Consider the following 23,443-nt stretch of genomic DNA (forward strand, 5'->3'; position numbering starts at 1 on the left):
TCCGAGCCACCCTTTCCGTCATCAAACAAACTAACCATTTTTATTATGGGAAGAGAATCTTATAAGGATCCTCCACGTGCTTTCACACGTTTGTACCATTCTTCACGTTCTTTTTTCAAGTCATACCCGCGTTTAGCCAGATAATTATTGATACGTCCTTTATATTTTCCAAAAGCAGCGTGTTTTTTATTTGAATTTTCAGCGTCCAAAGCAAATTCACGAGCTTCCACCAACCAAGCGTATATTTGCGCTTTTTCTTCTTCTTTAAGTGTCGGAATCATGTCGAGGTGAGAATCGTAGGTCACCTTCACAACCCCGTAAGTCATTCCGTCCTTCACCGCTTCTATCTGCTTCTCATCAAGGAAAAGAGATAAATTGGCGGGAAATGCGAAATGGGAACGATATAAAGCCGCATCTTTTTCATTCTCGGCTGCTTTCAATGCTTCATTCTTAGCCTCACCCGTCAATCCGGATTCTTTTACCTTCTTGACTTTCGCATCGCGTATCTCATAAATATCATTCAATTCGAAATAACGGTTGGCAATGATATTCCGGACATCCTCAGCAACCTGTTTATCTGTGAGTCCCAACTTATCTACAATCTTCTGAGAACGGTTGATGATAGACTCCACATATTTCGGATCACGGTTCTCTTTGTTCAGGTCAACTGCTCCGGCGGACATCCAAGTAGAGAGCAGTAACAGAGAAATTATCAGTATCTTTTTCATTGATATTATTTTTTAGTATAATAATGACATTTCAGCACCTTAGTTTACGTTAACTTCATCATTTACATTAACTTCCCTTTTTCCTCCAAAGTATCATAGTTGTTTTTCAAGTCTCTCCAATCTACTTTGTGCTTAGTGCTGATACCATTGATATACTTTTCGATATTAGTGTATCCGTCACCGGTACAGTCTTTATTGGCGTCACTCGGATCGTTCGGATTCAGTCCATTCGCTTTTTCCCACTCATCCGGCATACCATCGCCATCCGTATCTACGTATGGAGTACCTTTGTATTCGGGATAGCCGCCCATCTGGCGAATATCTGTGATGATTCCTTGTTTGTACGAGTCTTTCGGCAGACGACGATATTTAAACTGTCCATCTTCACCCATTGACTTTGGAGATAATCCTGTCAAATCACCGTATGCATCTTTCGGAAGTTTCTTTTCGTAATAAGGAATACCGGTTCTTACTTCTTCGATAACGCGTTCGTCTACAATGTCACGGCAAGGGATATTTGCACCTACATGTTTCAATACATAATCGTATGCGTCCTTTGCACTCATAATATTAATATATGGCATTTCGAACGGTTGGTAGCTTCTCATATACTCTGTATATCCGTCGGTATTCGGCTGAGTCTCAATCTGAATACCACCGTTCCAGTTATCTTTTGTAATCTCGGGATAACCTTCCATGATATTTCCGTCGGCATATACCCGTCCGTATACTTTATGATCCAGCTTACTGCGTCCGGCTTCCGGTTTTAAGATACGGTGTCCTACATTGGAATCTTTAGGTGTGGCAGGTCCCGGCTTGTAGTAGTTATTAATCATATTGAACATCGCTGTATAATCACCTCCATCGGAAGAACGGTGTACCCAGTTGAACACTATATTATTAACGAAATTGAATATACCGTTCCAACCGATAGAAGGGTTACGGCCTGAGTTACTAGCCCACAGATTACGGGCAAATGCACAGTTTTCTCCTCCCAACGTACTTCCAAATGCATGGTTATAAGTATCCAATGCTTTTGCGGAAATAGTATTCTGAATAGTTACATTTACAGTAGGGAGTTTCAAATCTTTGCTTTCATACTGTCCTTCGCTCGGATCATACATATGACGATAGAAAGATATATTTTCATCCAACCCCCAAGTACATGAACAGTGGTCAATCATAATATTTCCTACCGGATTTCCTCCGAAAGAGTCATCACGATGCCAGACCTTTGTCTCACCGCGACGGAAACGCATATGGCGTACAACCACATCATGCGTATCTACCCAGAATGATTCTCCGGCAATGCAGACACCATCTCCCGGAGCTGTCTGTCCGGCGATAGTTACATAAGGAGCGCGTACAATGATCGGAGATTCCAAACGAATGATACCTGCAACATTAAATACGATAATGCGTGCACCTCCTGTTTCACAAGCCTCACGGAAAGAACCGGGACCACGGTCATTCAGATTGGTAACGGTAATCACTTTACCTCCACGACCACCGAAGCTATACATTCCACCACCTTCTGCACCAGGAAATGCAGGAATATCGGCTTGGGGCAAATCATACGGACGACCGGCCCAAGGTATATACGGACGACCTTCTTTGGCTTCTTTCAGAACGATTGGCAACGCTTTTGCCCATGCTTCATCAGAACGCTTCCGTTCTTCAGTCATCATCTTTTTATAATTTTCTTTGGCTTCGTCTGTTATCTGTGGGTATTGTGCCCATACAACGCTCGGAGTCAACATTGCCGCAGCAAAAGCTGCTAAAAGTACATGTTTCTTCTTCATTTTTTATTGGGTTTTGTGAAGTTGTTAATTCAAAAATACAATAATAAGACGAAAAAGAAAAAGATTTGTAATCAGTAATGGTGATTTTTATTAGGTGTGGGGGACAGAAACTATTTTCTTCCTAATAAAGCGATTTTCGATGCCTATATTTCTATGCGGGAATTAACGTAAAAGCAGGCTATATCAAAAGGGCACTTTTAATACAGTATAAGCAACTTAATGCACGACTTAATAGCCACCTTATACTGGTAAAAAAGCATTCCAAGCTGCAAATAACAGAAAATCGCCATTCCCTATCATCTTTCATAAGAAAAACTTAGGAAATGGCGACTTCATTTTATACCATTTCAAAAAGAGAAACAAAATATTTTATTCAGCTAATGGGTCGAATGTACCGTTAGCACCACCATTCATGTAATCTCCCCAACCAATGGTTTGTAACAATGCAGGATTGGCACTCTGTGCACCTTGATACAATCCGAGCAAATAATACTTAGGATAGAAATGCATATATTTTACTGATAGGTCAGTATTATAAGCATCTCCTTTTTTCTCTTTGCGAACTAAATAGGTCTCATAAAAAGTCTTCAATTCATTTTGCTGTTCTGAAAGATCTATTTTTAAATCCATTGCATCTGGTCGCATTTGCTTATAATCTTTCAATGGATCCGGGTCGTTGTCATCATCTATCGCCCAACTTTTACCACCCAATCCATTATTATAAGTATTCTGTACACGGAATTCAAGATTATCACGACGTTGACCATTAAGAGGAGTGAATCCTAGATAATTACAAGTATTTCCATTCCATCCTGTTAATGTCCATGAGTCAGGCGCTCCATCTACCCGTTCTGTTCCACCATCAAAAAGCATCCAACGGCGCAAATCATCAAATCGTTTTCCCTCATAAGCCAGTTCAATCTGTCGTTCATATAGGATAGCAGCCATACAAGCTTGTTGATCTGATGTTAAATTTGACTGCAAACCATAATTATTAGTTGAAGTATACCCCACTCTGGCACGTATTTTTTGCAACTGTTTTACTGCTACATCCATATGACCAGCTCCGCATGCTGCTTCTGCGTAGTTTAACAAAACTTCTGCATATCGAATTTCCATATAAGGACTAGCACTATATCTGAAACCGTTAGATGCATCAAACACATATCTGGGACTTCCATTTACATCCAAATCGTCCGAACGCTTACGAATATAAAAACCTTTGGCATTTGACAACAAATTATCGGCTCCATACGTATTACCACTTTCCGAATTATCTCTATCAGCAGCTGAAGTATACCAAACATAGTTCCACAGTTCATATTCTGTTCCATTGTATGGATTTCTACTTTTCTCACTTCGTGGATCTCCGCTGAATGCCCAGCGTACACCTGGGAAAGCGAATGTCCTGTAAAAACGCGGGTCACGATTCATAAACGGATAGTCTTTTTCTCCGGAATGTGTTGATTCTTCAATCATAGTATACGTTGTACAGCTTTTAGGTCTTTTACCATCCGCCATAGGGAACATATCGACTAACATTGCAGAAGGAGTTTTTCCTCCACCACCTAATGCAGTAGACGGACGAATACCGTGTTCCCAAGTATTATTCTTGCTAAAATCCGCTTGGCTACTTGAAGTATTAGTGTTATACAGTGTTACGAATACAGCCTCTGTATTATCTTGAACCTGAGAAAACATACTAGCCCATCCCGATGCATTTACGCCCGGATTATTTTCATAGAGCAAGCCATAGCCACAAGCATTCAATCGGCTGATAGAGTTTCCTATATCTTCATAAGCCTTTTTCCAACGTTCAATGTCATTTTTACGATTAAACAACGGACTGGCATAAAGCAGACGAACACGTCCCAACAAAGCCAGTGCAGTACCTGATGTTACTCGTCCAAATTCCGTAGCAGGCCATCCTCCGTTCTCGGTAAAAGGAGCAAGTAACGTTGCAGATGTATTCAGATCGTCGCAAATAAATTCAATACAATCCTTTGTCGAAGAACGAGGAACAACTGACTCTGCAACAATATCCTGAACTTCTTTAATGATAGGCACACCACCATACCATTTCACTAAATTATAATAACACCATGCACGGAAGAAGTAGACTTGTCCCAACAATTCATTTTTTTCTTCCTGCGAGAGCGTACTGCCTTCTATTCCGGCAATCACATCATTACAGTTGCGAATACGTCCCCATACCATTTGTTGGATATTCCCCGTCTGCCCCTGAAAATAATCAGGAACCGGATTATTACCGGATTGATAAGTCATTTCCGCATCAGGATCCACGAATGCTCCAAAACCACTATATTCTTCAGTTGATTTAGATTGAAGATCTGCCAGTCCTGTACTATTATATTTCCAACTAGGTTCTGCCGTAGCGTCGGGCAAGCACCACATATATATGTCTGCCACACGTGCTAATGCCCCACTATAATAGTTATATGAATCGGCACTAGCACTATCATAGTTCTTTTTATCCTGCAAGAACTGATCACTGCAAGACGTAAAGGCAACAGCTGCCATGAAGGCAATACCTAAAGTTTTTATATTTTTTCTTTTCATCTTCATTTTCATTTAGAATGTTACGTTAACACCGATAGTAAACTTACGCAAAGTAGGATAGCTACCATAAGAAGTCATTGGATCGATGAAATTATCCGGATAAGGATTATAGAAGCTCAACAAGTTCTGACCTGTAATATTAAAACGACAGCTTTCAATACCGACCATTTTGGTATATTTTGACGGAATACGATAAGCGATCGTCAAACGGTTCAATCTAACACGTGTACCGCTTACTCTCCAGAAAGTAGACGTAACGCTATTAACACTGCTCCATCTTAAGTTAGGATATTTAGCGTTCCGGTTAGCCTTTACAACAACATTCCCCGATGCATCAAGCACATCATTGTATACAAACATATTCTCTGTATTCCAGAAAGAAGGCATACTGGTATATTCCAAGTCTGTATATGAACCCGAACCGGAGCCCACCATATTACCAATCTTCAAAGCAGAAGTCGGTACAAAACTATAACCACCCCAACTAGCACTAATCTGGGCAGATAATGAGATTCCTTTCCACTCTGCACTTAAATTGGTAGTTAATCCATAAGGATTGTTACGGTTAGACAATCTTACCTGGTCATTTTCCTTATCTACGATTCCGTCAGGTCCGGCATACGTACCATCGGTCTGCAAGGCTCCACGTACATCTTTATAAATCAACATACCAGGCTTGACATTGTCTTTATTCAATCCCATATAGGAAGTAATATTATTCTTCGTGAAATATTCATCAATGTCCTGATAACTACGGAACATACCTATACACTGCATACCCCATGTACCGATATCTAATCGGTCTCCTTCACGTATACTCTTGAAAGTCATAGGATTATCCCAGTCTTTCACTAACACTTTATTATCCGAATATCCGGTATTTACCGATATCTTATATTTAAAATCTTTTCCGATCTTATCTCTCCATGTCATAGATAATTCAACTCCATAAGTGTCCAGTTCACCGTAATTCATATAAGCTGACTGCGTACCAACGGTTCCTGGAATAGAAGCTATATACGGCAACAACATTTCACGATTCCATTCATAATATCCGTCAAGATTAAATGTCAGACGATTATTCAAAACATTGAAATCAAGTCCGAAGTTTGCTTTGTAAGATTTATCCCAATGTGCATTCGGATTAACTGCCGAATTATTCTTGTTGAGTGTAATGTGACTACCCGCATTGACTGTAGTTCCGGTGCCAAAGATAGGACCTTTATCCTTATCTGTCGCATAGTTTTGCATCCATTGCCATGCCACCGTATTATCACGTCCTGTCAAGCCGAAAGAAGCACGTACTTTCAAGTAATCAACCCATTTCACATTCTTTTTAAACCAATCCTCTTGCGAGATAACCCAACCGGCTGAAACTGACGGGAAGAATCCCCAATAATTGTCAGGCGCAAATTTTGTGGAAGCATCCGAACGAAGTAAGAACTCCAACAGATATTTGTCCGCATAGGCGTAATTTATACGGCCAATATAAGATAATGTTCCGGATTCTGCACGTGTGAATACTGTACCGGCTGTACTGTTAGCGCCTACGGAATTAGATTGACCGGTAGTAAACTCATAAGGATCGGTTACACTACCATTCAGATATTCACTTTCTGCTTCAGAGCGCTCAATAGAGAACAAAGCACCTACATTATGATCTCCAAAACTTCTGTTGTAAGTTGCCATAAAGTTCATCTGATAGTTGTCTGTACGGTTCATATCGCGAGACAAATAAGATGTGTCACCGTTATAGATAGCAGCTCCATTGTTGGCCAACAGAAAATTATTATCATTCATCAGTGCTTCGTACGCATCTTCTGCACCGGCAATAGGAGTATATAAGTGTTCTCCACTACCTGAGCGCTTAGCTAAATAATACAATTTATATGAAGAACCATATTGGTTATTCTTTGAGCTATTAATACTTTTTGAGTAAGAGAATTTCAGTTTCAACCCTTTAAGCCATTTATTCCAACCAAAATCATATTCAATTCCGGCATTGATATTCATATTGGATGTCATAGTCTTATTATAATCACCTAAGTTTTGTAGGGTGGAAAATGAATAGTTTTGCGAATCACTAATCTGAGTATTGCTGATACCATAGCTGGCAATAGGATTTCCATTCACCTCTTCTGGTATATAACGGGGATGAGTCAATAAAAGATTATAATCCATTTCACTATTAGAACCTCCGACTTTCAGATTAGGAGTATTTTTCTTTCCGTAATCTCCGGAAACCTGCAAATTAGCTTTCAACCACTTGCTGATCTTAACATCAACGCCTGCACGATAATTCCAACGATTATAATCCAGATTACCCAAGTTACCATCTTGATCGTAATAAGAAATACCTGCAAAGTAGCTGGCTCTTTCCGTTGCACCGGTTATATTTATACTATGCTGTTGAGTCAATGCTGTTTTCCAATATTTATCCAACAAATCATAGTTCAATCCTTTCATGGCAGACAATTCATCAGCCTGAAACAAATCTGTCTGTAAATTGATAGAAGAATCAGTCGGGTCGGCTGCACGCACTGCATTCCAAAGTTGGCCATACTGATATGCGTTCAACATCTTTGCACGTGACACTTCATTGGCAATACCGAATGTTCCACTATATGAGACTTTAGGTGCTCCCAGTTTCCCTTTTTTGGTAGTAACCAATATAACACCATTTGCAGCACGGGCTCCATACACAGCAGCTGCCGCATCTTTCAATACTGAAATACTCTCTATCACAGAAGGATCCAAATTGTTGAAAGCTGTTGCTCCCAGATTTTCAGTAGTACTTCCGACCTTTACCTCTGTCGGATAAATATAGCCATCGATTACGTACAAAGGTTCTACATTGGTTGCCTTCATGGAAGTTAAAACATCATTCTGACGGATACTAATCCGAGCGTTCTCTCCTGGACGAGAATTACCTCCACTGACGCTGACACCATTTACGAGACCACTTAACGTGTTGGCAAGACTACCACTGGAAATATCTTGGATTTCATCTACCGGTACTGTAGCGATAGCAGCGGTCAAATGCGCTTTCTTTTGTGTACCATAACCTACTACCACAACCTCATCCAATTGTTTTGAATCTTCTTTCAAGACTATTTTTGTTTGTTTGAAGTCTGTCAAGACTTGCGTGATATATCCGATATAGGATACCTCAACTTGTTTTCCAGAGGGTACAACTACTTGAAACTTTCCATCCAAGTCTGTAATAGTTCCTGTTGTTGTGCCGGCTACTTTTACGGAAGCACCGATGATAGGCTCTCCGCTCTCATCTACAACAACTCCTTTGTATGTTATATTCTGAGCCAAAGTTGGCAAAGCCATCATAAAAGCCAGAAACATACTTAGACATAATTTGAGCATATTCTTATGTTTCATCTTTATAAGTATTATATTTTCATTATTCATACCAACGCGGGTCACCGGCTTTATTTTCATAAATTTGAGTAGTATTAGCTGGAGCAAAATTAACTAATGTAGGTTCGTTATCCACAGGACCGATAAATTGCGGGTTCTCTACTATTCCATAAGTCGTTTTATCGGTATTATCTAAATCCTGTATTTTACCATCACCACTGGCTACAGCATACATATAATTATTGTTATATGTCTTCACATTACTACTACCAAAGACTTTATTCACACGGTAAGTATTATAAAAAACATTGTATACTACAGTCGTTTTTATTGTATTTCTACTAGGTATGTTATTTGCAAAATCTTTACCTGAAAAAGTCTGATAAAATGTATTGTTCTTAATGGTTACACTCCCAAAATCTCCTGAAACACCCCAATTCTTTTGAGGTTGTGCATTACTAGCATTACTTAAACGTATGAAATATGCAGTACCAGAGTTAGTAGCCAACAAATTATAAAAAGTACTATTCTGTATCGATAAATCTCTGATAGCTCTACCACCACCATAAAAGTTTATAAAGGGCTGTTCTCCCTTACTGTTTAGTTCAACAATACAATTCATTATACGAAAATCACTGATAGCCCATGGTTTAGTTCCAGCATAAATAAGACTATTCTTTATTTCTGTAAAATGACATCCCTGAAAAATAATTGGGTTATTGATGATATATGCTGCTGTACCTAAAGAATTTCCATTACTATCTACATAGCCTAGAGCACCAGCTGATATCGAAGCATCCGGTTCGTCACTTAATGTAACTACTCCAATTTGGTTAGTCATTGCAGTACAATCGAAATTCACATTCTTAATTTTCAAGCCCCCTTGTGTAACCAATCCTCCATCCGTTCCGATAACAATTGTCGGACGATTTTCCACATCTCCGCGCAATGTCACAGCATTCATTCCAAAATCGGCAATAGCATCCAGTTGGTATGTAACACCAGGTTCCAGCACAATACATTGTTCCAGATTTTGGGCAAAATCCGGCATATCATTATTGACATATTCTGCAAGGCTTTCACCTTCATGAATCGTTGCTACTGCCTCAAAAGCTTTGTAATCTTTTTCCGTAGCCATCTGTGCATCTGTATTATTTAACTTTTCATTACCAAGAGTCAGCACACTTATATGGTAATTCGTATCCTCCAACTTCGCAAATGACATAGAAGAACCATCTATAATACTATCCGTCACGACTGCAACCGGATTTACAGGATCATTCATATTATGAACATTCACTTTATAACCGCCAGCTCCCATAACAACCGACCAACTTAACTTCAGATTTTCCGAACCATCAGCATTCGTTGTCGTTGCGAAGTTTATTTCCTCCGGTGATTCTAACTGTGCGTTTGTCACACCTCCAGAAAATGTCTCACTGTCATCGACACCTTTCGCACAAGAGACAATGAAAAGAGCCATAGCCAGAAGCCATAGGCTCTCTACTAATTTAATTTTAATCTTCATCTTACTCTTCATAGATTAAATTTTAATTTAAACAAAAATAATATATTATATCTTCTAATTCTAGTGATATTCAAAATTAAGACGTATAACTAAGAAAGTTGTAATCACTTAAAAAGAGTAAAATGAAAAAATCTTTTCATTCAAACTAAGGATTACACTTCTCCCCAAGCCTATCACTCTTGAAACACCTTCTTTAAGTACTCGATATTCGTTCCATAATTCTTCCTCACATTCCTTACATCCTCCTTATCTCGCGAGCGTTCCACGACCAGCCATCCGCTCCATCCCATCTTATCGAGCGTCTTTTTTACCTTATTCATGTCCAGCCGCTTGTTGAAAGGCAGGGTAACTCCGTCTGTATCTGTGCAATGAATCTGACAGATTCTCTTTTTCCCCAGAATCTTAAGCTCTTTGCACAAATCCCGTCCATTTTCCAATGCATTCTGAAATTTGAAATAGATCTTGATACCGGGAGAATTTATCTCTTTCAGCAGTTTCACCTCCCCTTTTGCATCAAGCTGAGTTTCTATACCGATGACCAAACCTTCGGAAGCTGCCATATCTCCTACCTCTTTCAAACGTTTTACTACTGCCATTCTAAGTTCCGGTTCATTCTCCCATCCGGCCTTAATACCTCCTAATGGAAGAAATGCTACCTTAGCCCCCATCACTTGCATGGCGTCCAAACATTCCCGGATCAATTCTTTGTAATTAGTCCGTTCTAAAAAAGACTGCCCGTAAAATCCGGACATGGCAATAGATGAAACTTCTACTTGGTACTTCTGTGCAGTTTCCCGAAACAGTTGTTGGAAATGAGGTTCACGGAGTTTATTATCAAATCTTTCTCTTTTGCCAAGGCCGCCCATATCCAGTTCCACACCATCCCCTTTCAATTCATGCACCAATTGAAAAGAGCCGATCTTCTGACGTTTCAGAATCATCCAGTCGCATACGGCAATCTTATAACGCTGTCCTTTTTGTTGCGCTCCGGCAACGGCCAATAGAGGGAAACATCCGGCAAGCAGTAATGCCCAAAGGATACACTTCAACAAATTCCTTTTCATTATCATTCTATTTTATACACGATTTATGTACTAGACGAATGAAAGAGAATTTTGTAATCGCTTATAACACAAAGAAGAAAATAAAAGAAGGAAAAAGAGAAGAAGAGAAAAGAATGAGAAGAAAAATGGGCTGCCGGACCCTGAAATGTCCGACAGCCCTGTCAACCCAAAAACGATACCTATGAAACACTGTGTGTCATTTCAAATCAAAATATATGTGTTGACCATGAACAAGTTCATCATGTGTGATACGATATTTATTGAACTTCTTTCCATTCAGTAACACTTTATTGATATAAAGAGTTCCCGGTTGGGCACGATTACTTTCAATCACTAATTCCTTTTCTTTATACCATTTCGGATCCAGGCGAATAGTCACCTTGTCGAATACCGGAGTCGTCAATGTATATTCCGGCAATCCCGGACAATCCGGATAGAAACCTATCATATTGAAAATAGCCCATGAAGACATCGTTCCCGTATCATCATTTCCGGGGATACCATCCGGCTTCGTTGTAAAATACTTATCCAACAACCGTTGCGTTTCTTTCTGCGTGCGCCATTCCTCTCCTTTAAAATAAGAGAACAAATAAGGATATGCAATATCCGGTTCGTTGGCAGGATCATAAAGCCCTTCATCAAACACCATCTGCAACTTGTCAATAAAAGGTTTCTTGCCCCCCATCAACTTTGCCAGTCCATATACATCATGCGGCACATAGAATGTATAATTCCAGGAGTTGCCTTCATGAAAACCGGGATTCGGCTCGAAGTTCTCTCCCTGTCTCGGATTAAACGGACTATAAAAAGTACCGTCAGGCAATATCGGACGGAACGTTCCGAACTCCTTGCTATAATAATGTTTATACCCTAAAGACCGCTTATAGAACAGTTCCGCATCCTTTTTCTTACCCAAAGCCTCTGCAAAACGGGAAAGTGCAAAATCTGCAATATAATACTCCAAAGCGTGAGATACGGAATTGTCATACTGTTCGCGGAGGGGCACATATCCTTTCGACAGATAATCGTCATTGTCGGGACGCATCAGATTGTCCGCTCCCGGCAGTGTGGCCGATTTGTACATCGCTTCATAAGCCAAATCCACATCAAAGTCGCGCAAACCCTTCATCCATGTATCTACAATCACCGGAATACTTGGGTCGCCTTCCATTGTCAATGTCTCTCTCCCATACAATTCCCATTTCGGCAACCACCCATGTTCACGATACATATCCAACATGGTGCGTACCATCTCCATCTGGCGTTCCGGATAAACCAATGTCAACAATTGGTGAACATTGCGATACGTATCCCAAAGAGAAAATACCGTATAGCGGTCTCCCTTTGTCGTCATAATCTTATCGCTTTCCATTGCCGGATATTCTCCGTTGACATCCTGCAAGATATTAGGATGAATCAGCAGATGATAGAGTGCCGTATAAAATACAGTCTTCTGCGCATCCGTTCCGCCCTCTACAGTGATACGTGACAAGTCGTCATTCCATTTAGTACGCGCTTCGGCAAGAATCTGCTCAAAATTCTTTCCTTCCTGTTCACGGCCCAAGTTCAACCGGGCATTTTCAATGCTCACAAAGGAAACTCCCATCTGCACTTCCACCTGTTCTCCCTCTTCCGTTTCAAAAGAAAAATAAGTCCCGATATCATCACCAGCTATTTCTTTTCCATAGCGGGTATAGAGTTTATACTTCCCCTGATCCGCATCCCATTCGGCTTCCACACCCGTCATCGGACGTTGCTTCTTCCAGTAGCCGGTTGCGGAAGGAACCTTTTTAACCCGCATCACAAAGTAAATAGGGAAAACAGCTTGAGGATTATAACAGAACGTACCAAGCAGTTTCATGCCTTCCACCTCGCAATCACTGACACGGCGGAGCATAGCGCCACTTTCGTTCGTCAGTCCCTCTCCTAAATTCAGCAATATATGGCTTTTGCCTTTTGGAAAAGTAAAACGGGCGATACTTGTACGGGGAGTAGCGGAAACCTCTGTCTTAACGTTATATTTCGTCAGATAATTGGAATAATAACCCGGTGAAGCCTGCTCATCCTTATATTTACTTCCGTATTCTTTATAATCCACATTCAGCTCTCCGGTAGTGGGCATTAAAAGTAAAGACCCCAATTCCGGACAACCAACTCCGCTCAGATTGACATGAGCATATCCTGTAAAGAAACAATTGGTATATTCGTATGGAGTAGACCACCATCGTGCATCTTTATCATACGTGTTTTCCGAAGAACCCATCACATTAAAAGGAACTACGGACATCATTCCGTTCGGACACACCGCTCCGGGATTGGTCGTGCCGAAATTGGTCGTTCCGATAAAAGGATCTACATAATCAACCGGAAGACTCTTATCAGCGGGGGGGCTTCCCCCTTCTCCCGCATATACGGGAAGAAGAGCGAAAGCAAGTGTGTAAGTTAATAGAATACGTTTCATGGCTTTATTAAATGATACTTGTCCGTTTAGTAAAGTCGATAATCTCTTTAATATATCCGAAGGCCATGCCCACAACAGTGTCGGCGGCGCCATAATAAACAGCTACACGTTCGCCATCCTGCAATGCGGCACAAGGGAATACTACATTCGGCACATCTCCCTGCAGTTCGTATGGAGCAGCCGGACCTAACAAATATTCGCGGGTACGATACAGCACTTTTTCCGGATGATCCTTATCGAGTATGGCAGCCCCCATTGCATAGCGGAAACCGTTGCAGGTAGTAATCACACCGTGATAGAACAGCAACCAGCCTTCATCCGTAAGGAAAGGTACGGAACCGGCTCCGATCTTCGTACACTGCCAGGCGCTTTCCGGGAAAGGAGTCACTTTCATCACGCAACGATGTTCTCCCCAGTACTTCATATCCGGGCTATAACTGATATATATATCACCGAACGGAGTATGCCCGTTATCACTGGGACGACTCAACATGGCATATTTACCGTCTATCTTCTGCGGGAAAAGCACACCGTTACGGTTGAAAGGCAGGAAAGCATTCTCACATTGGAAGAACTCCTTAAAGTCGAAAGTATAAGCAATGCCAATGGTAGGACCATGATAACCGTTGCACCAAGTCACCCAATAACGGTCTTCAATCCACGTCACACGGGGGTCATATTTATATTCCGATTCGATCATCTCCGTGTTGCCGGCTTTAAACTGAATCGGTTCGTGGCTGATCTCCCAATTGATGCCATCCTTACTGAATCCGGTAAATATGTTCATCTGCACGGCCTTGTTGTCACAACGGAACACACCTGCGAAACCATCTCCGAATGGAACGACGGCACTATTGAAAATACTATTGGATGAAGGGATATGATAGCGTCCGATAACCGGATTTTGTGAGTAACGCCACATTACGTCCGCACATCCTGCAGGACGATCTTCCCAAGGAATTTGAATTTTATTCATGATATTCGATTATTTATATGATTATTTTTTTGAATCGTCATACGTAAACGGGATGAAATAAGTAATCAAAAAAGCCGGTATAGTCGCTATCAGAACATAAATAAAGAAGTTCCGGTAACCCAGCAAGTCACTCAGATAACCGCTGACCATTCCCGGGAGCATGACTCCCAGATTCATGATTCCTGATGCAAAAGCATAATGCGACATCTGGTGTTTTCCCGGAGCAATCTGTTGCATCATAAACAATGTCAATCCGACAAACCCGAAGCCATAGCCAAAATACTCCATCGTAATGCACGTTCCTATCAGATACACATCGGTAGGCTGCACCACCGCAAGGAAAGTATAAGCCACAAACGGAAGATTGAAGATGCAGCAGAGAGTGAACAAAGTCTTCTTCAATCCGAACTTAGATACGTAAATACCTGCCAACAGTGAACCTAACACGAAAGCGGCAGAACCAAAAATTCCGTTCAATGTACCAATCTCCTTCAAAGACAGTCCCAACCCGCCCGCTTCTCTCGACGCACGTAGAAACAGCGGAGCAATCTTCATTATGAATCCTTCCGCCAAACGGTAGAGGATGATGAAACAGATATAATAAAGAATATGCTTTTTAGTAAAGAAGTTAGCAATCACACCTACCAATTCCCGTCCCACTTCCGAAGTCGTTTTTTTCGTTGTTGAGGGAATCTGTGTAGAAGGCAGCACCTTTATATGATAGATACCTATCAATACCATTATCACTGCGATTACTGCGAAAATAATCATCCATGCAGACGAATACGCACCTTTATTGGCATCGATTGAAGCTCCCTCTATCGCTCCGAAATGTTCCGCCAATGCACCCGCCATAGCGACCAGTCCACCGTTAGCCACCAGTTTGGCTACATTATAGAAAGCACCTTGCACACCGATATATTTCGCCTGATCCTCTTTGTTCAGTTCCGCCATATATACACCGTCGCAGGCAATATCATGTGTCGCGCCGCTAAAAGCAATCACCGCCATCGTTGAAATACTGATAGCGAAGAAATAGTCGAAGAATAAAGAAAAAGCCACCACTCCAAACAACACTCCGCTCAACAATTCGGTCACCAGTACGAAGAATTTCTTTGTCCGGAACATCTCAAGAAAAGGGCTCCACAAGAATTTCAGTGTCCAAGGCATCATAATAAGGGAAGTCCAGAATGCGATTTGTGTATCCGACACTCCCAGATCCTTAAACATAAATACGGAAACCAGATTAATGGCAATAAAGGGAAGTCCCATTGCAAAGTAAGCGGTAGGAACCCAGCAAGCCGGGTTAATAGTCTTTCGTTGAGAAGCAGTTTTATTCTGTTGCATAAATCATAGTATATAGATGAATAAACTCATTTTTTCTGACCCATCTATATATAATACAACTAAAGGGAGGAAACTACTAACGTTTCCCCCCTCTTTTTTTTCATTTATTATCATTTCCGTCATAAATATCCGTTTTACTAAAAAAAAGTTATACCTTCGTTTAGTAAGGTTATAACTTAAAATGTACTACTACTGAATAAGCGCTTATTGAATTTGTTTTTAAGTGTAACCTTTAAATTTATAAATTATGAGAAACATTGATACATAAGACCTTTGTACGAAAGTAGTAATTCAATTTACTGACTTCTAATAACAAAACCCAAAAATTATTTCTAACTAAAAAGAATAAGATGAAAGAAATTATAAAACACAAGTTTTCATACTTGTTATTCTTCCTTTTGTTGGTTTCGTCTTTTGCTTCCGCTTATGGGCAAGAACGGACAATCACTCTTAATCTGTCGAAAGTACCTCTGAATACTGCATTGAAAGAAGTTGAAAAACAGACTTCAATGTCGATAGTTTATAACTCAAGTGATATCAATATTAACCGCATCGTATCTATCAAAGTAAAAAAAGAGTCCCTCTCTAATGTCATGAGCATATTATTCAAGGGGACCAATGTCAGTTTTTCAATAGTCAATAATCATATCGTACTTTCTGCAAATAATAAGAAGGAAGAACAGCAGAAAAAAGTCCCTGTTACGGCAAGCGGTACCATAACAGATACACAAGGTGAACCTCTAATTGGTGTAAGTGTTCTGATAAAAGGAACTTCCAACGGTACCATTACCGATATAGACGGAAACTTCAAGATACAGGCATCCAAAGGTGATGTGCTGGAAATTTCTTACGTAGGCTATGCCACCCAGACAATCACACTGGCCAATGCACAACCCCTGAAAATCACAATGGGAGAAGACGCACAGGCACTCGATGAGGTTGTTGTCACAGCTTTGGGTATCAAGCGTGCCACAAAAGCATTGAGTTACAATGTGCAAGAAGTAAAAGGTGACGAACTTACTACGGTGAAAGACGCTAACTTCATGAACTCACTGGCAGGCAAAGTAGCCGGTGTGAACATCAATGCTTCTTCTTCCGGTGTGGGCGGCGCAACTCGTGTAGTGATGCGCGGTACCAAATCCATATCTTCAGACAACAACGCATTGTACGTAATCGACGGTGTACCCATTTTCAACATCAACAAAGGTGATATAAGCGGACAATATTCAGTTCAGCCGAGAGGAGAGGGAATATCCGACATCAACCCGGAAGACATAGAAAGTATGTCCGTCCTGAGTGGTCCTGCAGCAGCCGCATTATATGGTTCCAATGCTGCATCCGGTGTGATTCTGATCACCACCAAGAAAGGAAAAGAAGGCACGGCCAAAGTCACAATTTCAAACAATTCGACTTTCTCGTCTCCTTTTATCATGCCGGAATTCCAGACTTCGTATATCAACCGTGCCGGATCTTTCGCATCTTGGGGAGACAAAGCACCTTCCATGTTCGGCAGTTACGACCCGAAAGACTTTTTTAACACAGGCACAAACATTCAGAACAACATTTCATTATCAGTAGGTAGTGACAAGAACCAAACATACCTGTCCGTCGGGACAACAAACGCAACAGGTATCATTCAAAACAGTAAATATGACCGTTACAACTTCACAGTAAGAAATACGACAAGTTTTTTGAAAGATAAGATGACTCTGGATGTAGGTTTCAGCTATATTGTTCAGGAGGATAGAAACCTAATGGCACAAGGCGAATATTTCAACCCGCTTCCGGCAGTATATTTATTTCCGCGTGGAGAGAATTTCGAATCAGTCAGAATGTATAAGACCTATGATGAGACCCGGAAGATAGACGTTCAAAACTGGAGTTGGGGAGATCCCGGTTACAGTATGAAGAACAATCCGTATTGGGTAATCAATGAAATGAATCACGGTATAAAGAAGCAGCGTTATATGGCCAATGTCAATCTGAAGTATGAGATTCTTGATTGGTTGAATGTCGCAGGTCGTGTGCGTATAGACAATGCCACCAATGATTTTACAGACAAGAGAAGTGCTACTACAGACACTTACTTTACCGATGGTTCCGACTATGGTTTTTATAAATATTACAAAGCGGACGACCGGCAGGTTTATGCGGATATCATGGTCAATATAGACAAACGTTTCAAAGACTTTTCTTTGAGTGCTAATATTGGCGGTAGTTTCACGCAGACCTATTATGATGAAAAGGGATTTCAGGGAGGTTTGAAGGATATGTCCAATGTATTCAGTCTATATAACATGAATACAGTGTTGGATAAAGACACCTATCCGGTGGAAGACGGTTACAAACAACGGACCAACTCTGTTTTTGCAAGTGCGGAACTTGGCTGGAAGAGTATGTTATATTTAACACTGACAGGACGTAATGACTGGGACTCCGCGTTAATAAATACCGAGCAGTCATCATTCTTCTATCCGTCGGTCGGACTTTCCGGTGTTATTTCCGAGATGGTGAAACTACCTACATTCATTTCTTACTTGAAAGTGCGCGGTTCATTCGCATCCGTAGGTACTGCCATTCCCCGCAATCTGTCTTCTAAAAAGACATACAAATGGGAACCATCTACAAGCCAATGGAAATTACAGACTTATCGTCCGTTACCTAAATTATATCCGGAACGCACCAACTCTTGGGAAGCCGGTCTGAATGCAAAATTCTTCCGCAACTCATTGACCTTAGATGTCACTTGGTACAAAGCGAATACCCGCAAGCAGACTTTCTTAGTTCCATTATCGGGAACGGCTGTCTATGCTGCTATGTATGCGCAGTCCGGTAATATCGAAAATCAAGGTATGGAGTTCACTTTGGGATACAATAAGAAATGGGGTGATTTTGGCTGGAGCTCTAGCTTGACATACAGCTTCAATAAGAATAAGATTGTTGAACTGCTGGATGATGCAGTAGATGACGAAGGCAACCATTACACTTTGAAAGAAATCGATAAAGGCGGCATTGGATCTGCTAAGATAATCCTACGCAAAGGTGGAGATATGGGAGATATGTATGTAACCAACCGTTTGAAACGTGACCAGGAAGGCAACATCTACATAGACAAAGCCACTCAGAACGTGAAAAAGGAAGACATAAAGAATTCTGACGAATTTATTCATGTAGGCTCCGTTTTGCCGAAAGGTAATATGGGATTCCGTAATGACTTCTCATATAAAGGTATCAATTTAGGATTCATGCTTTCCGCTCGTTTTGGCGGTATCGTCATGTCACCGACTCAAGCCGTGATGGATCAGTTCGGAGTATCCAAGACCACGGAACTGGCACGTGAAAGTGAAGGTATCGCAATCAATAACGGTTTGGTAGATACTCAGACTTTCTATACGGAGACAGCGGGAGTAAGCGGTCTGATGTCCAATTATATATACAGCGCCACCAATGTACGTTTGCAGGAAGTGTCTGTCGGATATGCATTCCCGGCTAAATGGTTTAACAACAAATGCAATCTTAGTCTGACATTGACCGGGCACAATCTGTGGATGATTTACAATAAAGCTCCGTTCGACCCGGAATCAACCGCTTCTACCGGTACTTATTATCAGGGTATCGACTACTTTATGCAACCCAGTCTGAAGAGTTGGGGATTTAATGTAAAAATACAGTTCTAATGATTAAAAATAAAGAAATGAAAATATATAAATACTTAACACGGATTTCCATTGCAAGCTGTATGCTTTTCGGTGTTTCTATATTTCAGGGATGTATGGAAGACAGCTTGAATGATCCCACCGGAAAGGTTTCGGAAGAAGAGATCGGCAGGGATGGTTTTGCAGCCAATGCTTTTTTCCTGACGCTTTGCGATTATGCGTATCCTATAGCTACCGAGAATATCTATAACACCAATGAATCTTTGATAGGCGACTGCTACGGACGTTATCAGGTTATGGCAACCGATAAATTCAAGAATTCCAATTTTGCGACCTACAATGCACCGGAAGCTTGGCTGAACTATCAATTTGGGGATGACAATGTAATGGTCATGGTGTACGGAGCATGGAACAAAATCAAGAATCTGACTCAGGGGACAGGTGTCAACTTTGCGTGGGCTCAGATTCTAAGAGTAGCGACAATGCAACGCATGGTCGATATGTATGGAGCTCTCCCCTATTCTCAAATCTCAAGTGATAAGCTCTCTACTCCTTATGACACAATGGAGGAAGCATACCGGGCTATGTTTACAGACTTGACCAACGCCATTGATGTAATGACGAACTATGTAAATGAGTATCCCACCAATAAAAGTATGGCGAAATATGACAAAGTATATGACGGTGACTTCAGGAAATGGGTAAAATTCGCCAATTCATTGAAATTGCGTATGGCAATCAGGGTACGTTTCGCTGCTCCGGATTTAGCTGAAGCAATGGCAGTGGAAGCTATTACTCATCCTATCGGGGTTATCCGTTCCAACGAAGATAATGCAACTTCATTGGGAAGCAAAAACCAATTGTACACAGTACTGTGCCAATGGCCCGACCATCGTGTGGCTGCTGATATCGTATCTTATATGAAAGGATACAAGGATCCCCGTATGGAAAAGTATTTTCAGAAACATACCATTGGTGCAGGATATGATAATTATCTGGGGATGCGTGCCGGATTATCTTATGGAAATGAAAGTACAGGACCTAAATTTTCAACAATCAAAGTGGGTACGATGGACCGCACATTATGGATGAGTGCTGCCGAAACCACTTTCAATATGGCCGAAGCCGCCATGCTTCATTGGAATATCGGAAAAGAGAGCGCCAAAGACCTGTACAATGCTGCCATCAAACTTTCTTTCGAACAATGGGGAGCAGAAGGTGCCGAAGCGTACTTGAATGACGATACATCCGCTCAATCCAATTATGCGGACCCTTTCAATCAAGGAAATGTGGCTGCCGTAAGTACAATTACCATTAAGTGGGAGGATGGGGATGACGAAAGAAGCCTGGAAAGACTTATTACTCAAAAATGGATTGCCTTGTGGCCATTGGGGCAAGAAGCGTGGAGCGAATACCGGCGTACCGGATATCCTCATTTCTTCCCTTTGATGAATGGAAATGGTTCAAATCTTCCCGTAGCCAATCGCATACCATTCCCTCCATCGGAATACATTCGCAATACAGTCAATGTGAATGAAGCTGTACAGAAATTGGGTGCAGACAATTACGAAACCAAAGTTTGGTGGCAAAGAAAAGATAAATAATCTTACATGAAGTATAACTTAACGAGAACTGAAATGAAAAAAATATTCTATTTTATAATGCTATTATTCGGGCCCATAGTGGTCAATACCGCTTGTGACGACTGGACGGAAATAGAAACGTTGCATTCGCAATCTATGAGCGGAAGCAATATGTCAGAAGATTATTATGCGAATTTACGCGCATATAAGAAATCTGATCACTCCGTCACATTTGGTTGGTATGGAAACTGGACAGGCAAAGGAGCCAGTCTGGAGAATTGCCTGGTCGGACTTCCGGACAGTGTGGATTTTATTTCTATGTGGGGCGGCTGGAAAAGCCCGACACCCGAAATGTTGAAAGACCTGAAATATGTACAGGAGAAAAAAGGGACTAAGGCATTAGTCGTATTCCTTGTATTGGAGATGGGAGACCAAATTACTCCGGAAGAATATAATGCGACCCGTGCAGACCGGCATAAATTCTGGGGATGGGTAGATGGTGACGAAGAAGCCGTTAAAGCCTCAATAGTGAAATTCGCGAATGCCATTTGCGATACCATCGACAAATATAACTATGACGGCTTTGATATGGACTGGGAAATAACTACTCCACAGCCTTTTGAAACAAATTATGAAATGGGAAGACCGGGACGTATTGACGTATTTTTGGATACCATGTCCAAACGTGTAGGTCCTAAATCCGGTACAGGAAGATATCTTGTAGTAGATGGTGAGATTTCAAATTTGCCAGCTAAATATGCCAGCTATTTTGATTATTTCATTACGCAGGCTTATACTTGTACCGGTGAATATACACTTAACAGCCGTTTAAATGGTCTTATAGACAAGTATTCATCAGAGGTTCCTGCTGAAGAATTGGCAAGAAAGCTCATAGTGACGGAAGATTTTGAGAAGTATGCACAAATGGGAGGATATGATTTTACAGCTCCCGATGGAACAAAAATGAAATCATTGGAAGGCATGGCCCGTTGGAATCCGGTTGTAAACGGTAAAAAGATACGGAAAGGCGGAGTTGGTACTTATCACATGGAATATGAGTTTTATGTACCCGGCTACGAAGGTACCTATCCGTTTTTGCGTAATGCCACTCGAATTATGAACCCTCCTGTAAAATAAACTAAATATCGATAATTATGAAACGAAACAAATATTCAATTATATTGACTGGTATTGTCATATCCCTCATGGGATGTAATGATGCTAAATATGATACGGTTGACAGCATGGTTTATATCAAAGAATCGAAAACGCAAGCCTATATTGCGCAGAAGGTTCCTATCCGAAGCGCAGATTTGCCTGTATATTTCACTCCGTGTGCCGGACAGGCAGTTCCGGAAGATGTAAAGGTTCAGGTTGCCGTCAATGAAGCGGTTCTGGAAGCATACAACCAGAGAAACGGTACGGACTATGTACTGCTTCCGCAAGAAGGATACGATGTTGAAAACAATACTGTAACGATTAAACAAGGTGAACAAGATGCACAGGGAGTAAAAGTAACTTTCAAGCCGATGACTGAGGAGATGAAGAAATCAGGCAAGAATTATGCATTGCCTGTCAGTATTGCAACCGAAGGAAGTATCAAAACGCTGAAAGGAGCTGATATGATGGTATACATCATGGATCCGTTGAAAACCATATCTGTTCCCGTCATCAACAGGTATAACATTCTAGAGATGCAAATGCGCCAAGATTATGAATTAAAAGAATGGTCGGTAGAATTTAGAATCAGTATTGACAAGCTAGGCAAAGAAATAGGAAAATGGAACAATCAGGCTTTATTTGCCGCATTCGCTCCTGCCGGGAAAACAGGAGAAATCTATACAAGATTCGGTGATGCGTTTACAGAAGGGAATCGGCTTCAAGCAAAGAACCAGGACAGTCAAATGAATTCTAATATGTTATTTAACACAGACACATGGTATCATTTAGCTTTTGTAAACGATGGTGCTAAACTTACAATTTATGTAAATGGCGTGAAAGACTCGGAAAAGACCATGAAAGGTATCGTCACTAATTTGGGTAAGAATAAATTCACATTTGGTAATCCTGATGAAAGACAATATTTAGTGGCAAACGTAAAGGTGAGTGAATTACGATTCTGGACAAAAGCAATTACTCCTACCCAGATTCTAAATAATATGTTTAATGTGAATCCGGGGTCAGATGGTCTGGAAGCATATTGGAGATTGGATGAAGGCGAAGGAAATGAATTCCGTGATTATACCGGACATGGAAATGTTTGTACCTCATCAGGTACCACTAGTTGGATAAAAAATATTATAGCTGATAACAAGCCTGACAAGGATGTTGAAAATGTAGAATAAC

General features: G+C 41.0%; 13 protein-coding genes. 4 read left to right on the forward strand and 9 right to left on the reverse strand.

All coding sequences use genetic code 11. The features are described 5' to 3' along the window. Positions 1-59 precede the first annotated feature (59 nt). The 9 genes from ACNOGP_RS16050 to ACNOGP_RS16090 all read right to left on the reverse strand — a co-directional run bounded on the left by ACNOGP_RS16050 (position 60) and on the right by ACNOGP_RS16090 (position 15,858). Positions 60-728: a DUF3826 domain-containing protein gene (locus ACNOGP_RS16050; protein ID WP_186967581.1), complete on the reverse strand. Its 669-nt coding sequence runs from the start codon at positions 726-728 to the stop codon at positions 60-62. A 62-nt stretch (positions 729-790) separates the two neighbouring features. Continuing rightward, complete coding sequence (locus ACNOGP_RS16055) at positions 791-2,530, reverse strand: polysaccharide lyase (RefSeq protein WP_186967580.1); 1,740 nt, start codon at positions 2,528-2,530, stop codon at positions 791-793. Between the two features lie 369 nt (positions 2,531-2,899). Then, a complete protein-coding gene (locus tag ACNOGP_RS16060; protein ID WP_418213197.1) occupies positions 2,900-5,110 on the reverse strand; it encodes a RagB/SusD family nutrient uptake outer membrane protein in 2,211 nt (736 codons plus the stop codon). A 12-nt stretch (positions 5,111-5,122) separates the two neighbouring features. After that, positions 5,123-8,503: a SusC/RagA family TonB-linked outer membrane protein gene (locus ACNOGP_RS16065; protein ID WP_418213198.1), complete on the reverse strand. Its 3,381-nt coding sequence runs from the start codon at positions 8,501-8,503 to the stop codon at positions 5,123-5,125. Between the two features lie 22 nt (positions 8,504-8,525). Further along, a complete protein-coding gene (locus tag ACNOGP_RS16070) occupies positions 8,526-10,022 on the reverse strand; it encodes a DUF4992 family lipoprotein (RefSeq protein WP_418213199.1) in 1,497 nt (498 codons plus the stop codon). Between the two features lie 161 nt (positions 10,023-10,183). Then, complete coding sequence (locus ACNOGP_RS16075) at positions 10,184-11,074, reverse strand: sugar phosphate isomerase/epimerase family protein (RefSeq protein WP_418213200.1); 891 nt, start codon at positions 11,072-11,074, stop codon at positions 10,184-10,186. A 196-nt stretch (positions 11,075-11,270) separates the two neighbouring features. Continuing rightward, a complete protein-coding gene (locus tag ACNOGP_RS16080; RefSeq protein WP_418213201.1) occupies positions 11,271-13,535 on the reverse strand; it encodes a GH92 family glycosyl hydrolase in 2,265 nt (754 codons plus the stop codon). Between the two features lie 7 nt (positions 13,536-13,542). After that, positions 13,543-14,511, reverse strand: a complete 969-nt coding sequence (locus ACNOGP_RS16085) for a 1,4-beta-mannosyl-N-acetylglucosamine phosphorylase (protein ID WP_143865933.1) — start codon at positions 14,509-14,511, stop codon at positions 13,543-13,545. Positions 14,512-14,532: 21 nt separating this feature from the next. After that, positions 14,533-15,858, reverse strand: a complete 1,326-nt coding sequence (locus ACNOGP_RS16090) for an MFS transporter (protein WP_007760096.1) — start codon at positions 15,856-15,858, stop codon at positions 14,533-14,535. A 350-nt stretch (positions 15,859-16,208) separates the two neighbouring features. Here ACNOGP_RS16090 and ACNOGP_RS16095 point away from each other — a divergent pair, with 350 nt between their 5' ends. The 4 genes from ACNOGP_RS16095 to ACNOGP_RS16110 are packed head-to-tail and all read left to right on the forward strand — an operon-like array spanning position 16,209 to position 23,442. Beyond that, entirely contained in the window at positions 16,209-19,535 is a 3,327-nt protein-coding gene (locus ACNOGP_RS16095) for a TonB-dependent receptor (RefSeq protein WP_418213202.1), read from the forward strand. 17 nt (positions 19,536-19,552) lie between these two features. Then, positions 19,553-21,118 (forward strand): SusD/RagB family nutrient-binding outer membrane lipoprotein, encoded by a 1,566-nt coding sequence (locus ACNOGP_RS16100; RefSeq protein ID WP_418213203.1) that lies wholly within the window; start codon positions 19,553-19,555, stop codon positions 21,116-21,118. Between the two features lie 33 nt (positions 21,119-21,151). Beyond that, positions 21,152-22,234, forward strand: a complete 1,083-nt coding sequence (locus tag ACNOGP_RS16105; protein WP_418213204.1) for a glycoside hydrolase family 18 — start codon at positions 21,152-21,154, stop codon at positions 22,232-22,234. 17 nt (positions 22,235-22,251) lie between these two features. Continuing rightward, on the forward strand, positions 22,252-23,442 hold the full coding sequence (locus ACNOGP_RS16110; protein WP_418213205.1) for a DUF1735 and LamG domain-containing protein: 1,191 nt from the start codon (positions 22,252-22,254) through the stop codon (positions 23,440-23,442). Position 23,443 lies beyond the last annotated feature (1 nt).

This window comes from Bacteroides difficilis (genome assembly GCF_048319815.1).
Classification (GTDB): domain Bacteria; phylum Bacteroidota; class Bacteroidia; order Bacteroidales; family Bacteroidaceae; genus Bacteroides; species Bacteroides zhangwenhongii.

What these genes read in the sequence shown, in the direction of transcription:
- ACNOGP_RS16050 (WP_186967581.1), bottom strand. Translation starts at nt 728, where the DNA reads ATGAAAAAGATACTGATAATTTCTCTGTTACTGCTCTCTACTTGGATG.
- ACNOGP_RS16055 (WP_186967580.1), bottom strand. Translation starts at nt 2,530, where the DNA reads ATGAAGAAGAAACATGTACTTTTAGCAGCTTTTGCTGCGGCAATGTTG.
- ACNOGP_RS16060 (WP_418213197.1), bottom strand. Translation starts at nt 5,110, where the DNA reads ATGAAAAGAAAAAATATAAAAACTTTAGGTATTGCCTTCATGGCAGCT.
- ACNOGP_RS16065 (WP_418213198.1), bottom strand. Translation starts at nt 8,503, where the DNA reads ATGAAACATAAGAATATGCTCAAATTATGTCTAAGTATGTTTCTGGCT.
- ACNOGP_RS16070 (WP_418213199.1), bottom strand. Translation starts at nt 10,022, where the DNA reads ATGAAGAGTAAGATGAAGATTAAAATTAAATTAGTAGAGAGCCTATGG.
- ACNOGP_RS16075 (WP_418213200.1), bottom strand. Translation starts at nt 11,074, where the DNA reads ATGAAAAGGAATTTGTTGAAGTGTATCCTTTGGGCATTACTGCTTGCC.
- ACNOGP_RS16080 (WP_418213201.1), bottom strand. Translation starts at nt 13,535, where the DNA reads ATGAAACGTATTCTATTAACTTACACACTTGCTTTCGCTCTTCTTCCC.
- ACNOGP_RS16085 (WP_143865933.1), bottom strand. Translation starts at nt 14,511, where the DNA reads ATGAATAAAATTCAAATTCCTTGGGAAGATCGTCCTGCAGGATGTGCG.
- ACNOGP_RS16090 (WP_007760096.1), bottom strand. Translation starts at nt 15,858, where the DNA reads ATGCAACAGAATAAAACTGCTTCTCAACGAAAGACTATTAACCCGGCT.
- ACNOGP_RS16095 (WP_418213202.1), top strand. Translation starts at nt 16,209, where the DNA reads ATGAAAGAAATTATAAAACACAAGTTTTCATACTTGTTATTCTTCCTT.
- ACNOGP_RS16100 (WP_418213203.1), top strand. Translation starts at nt 19,553, where the DNA reads ATGAAAATATATAAATACTTAACACGGATTTCCATTGCAAGCTGTATG.
- ACNOGP_RS16105 (WP_418213204.1), top strand. Translation starts at nt 21,152, where the DNA reads ATGAAAAAAATATTCTATTTTATAATGCTATTATTCGGGCCCATAGTG.
- ACNOGP_RS16110 (WP_418213205.1), top strand. Translation starts at nt 22,252, where the DNA reads ATGAAACGAAACAAATATTCAATTATATTGACTGGTATTGTCATATCC.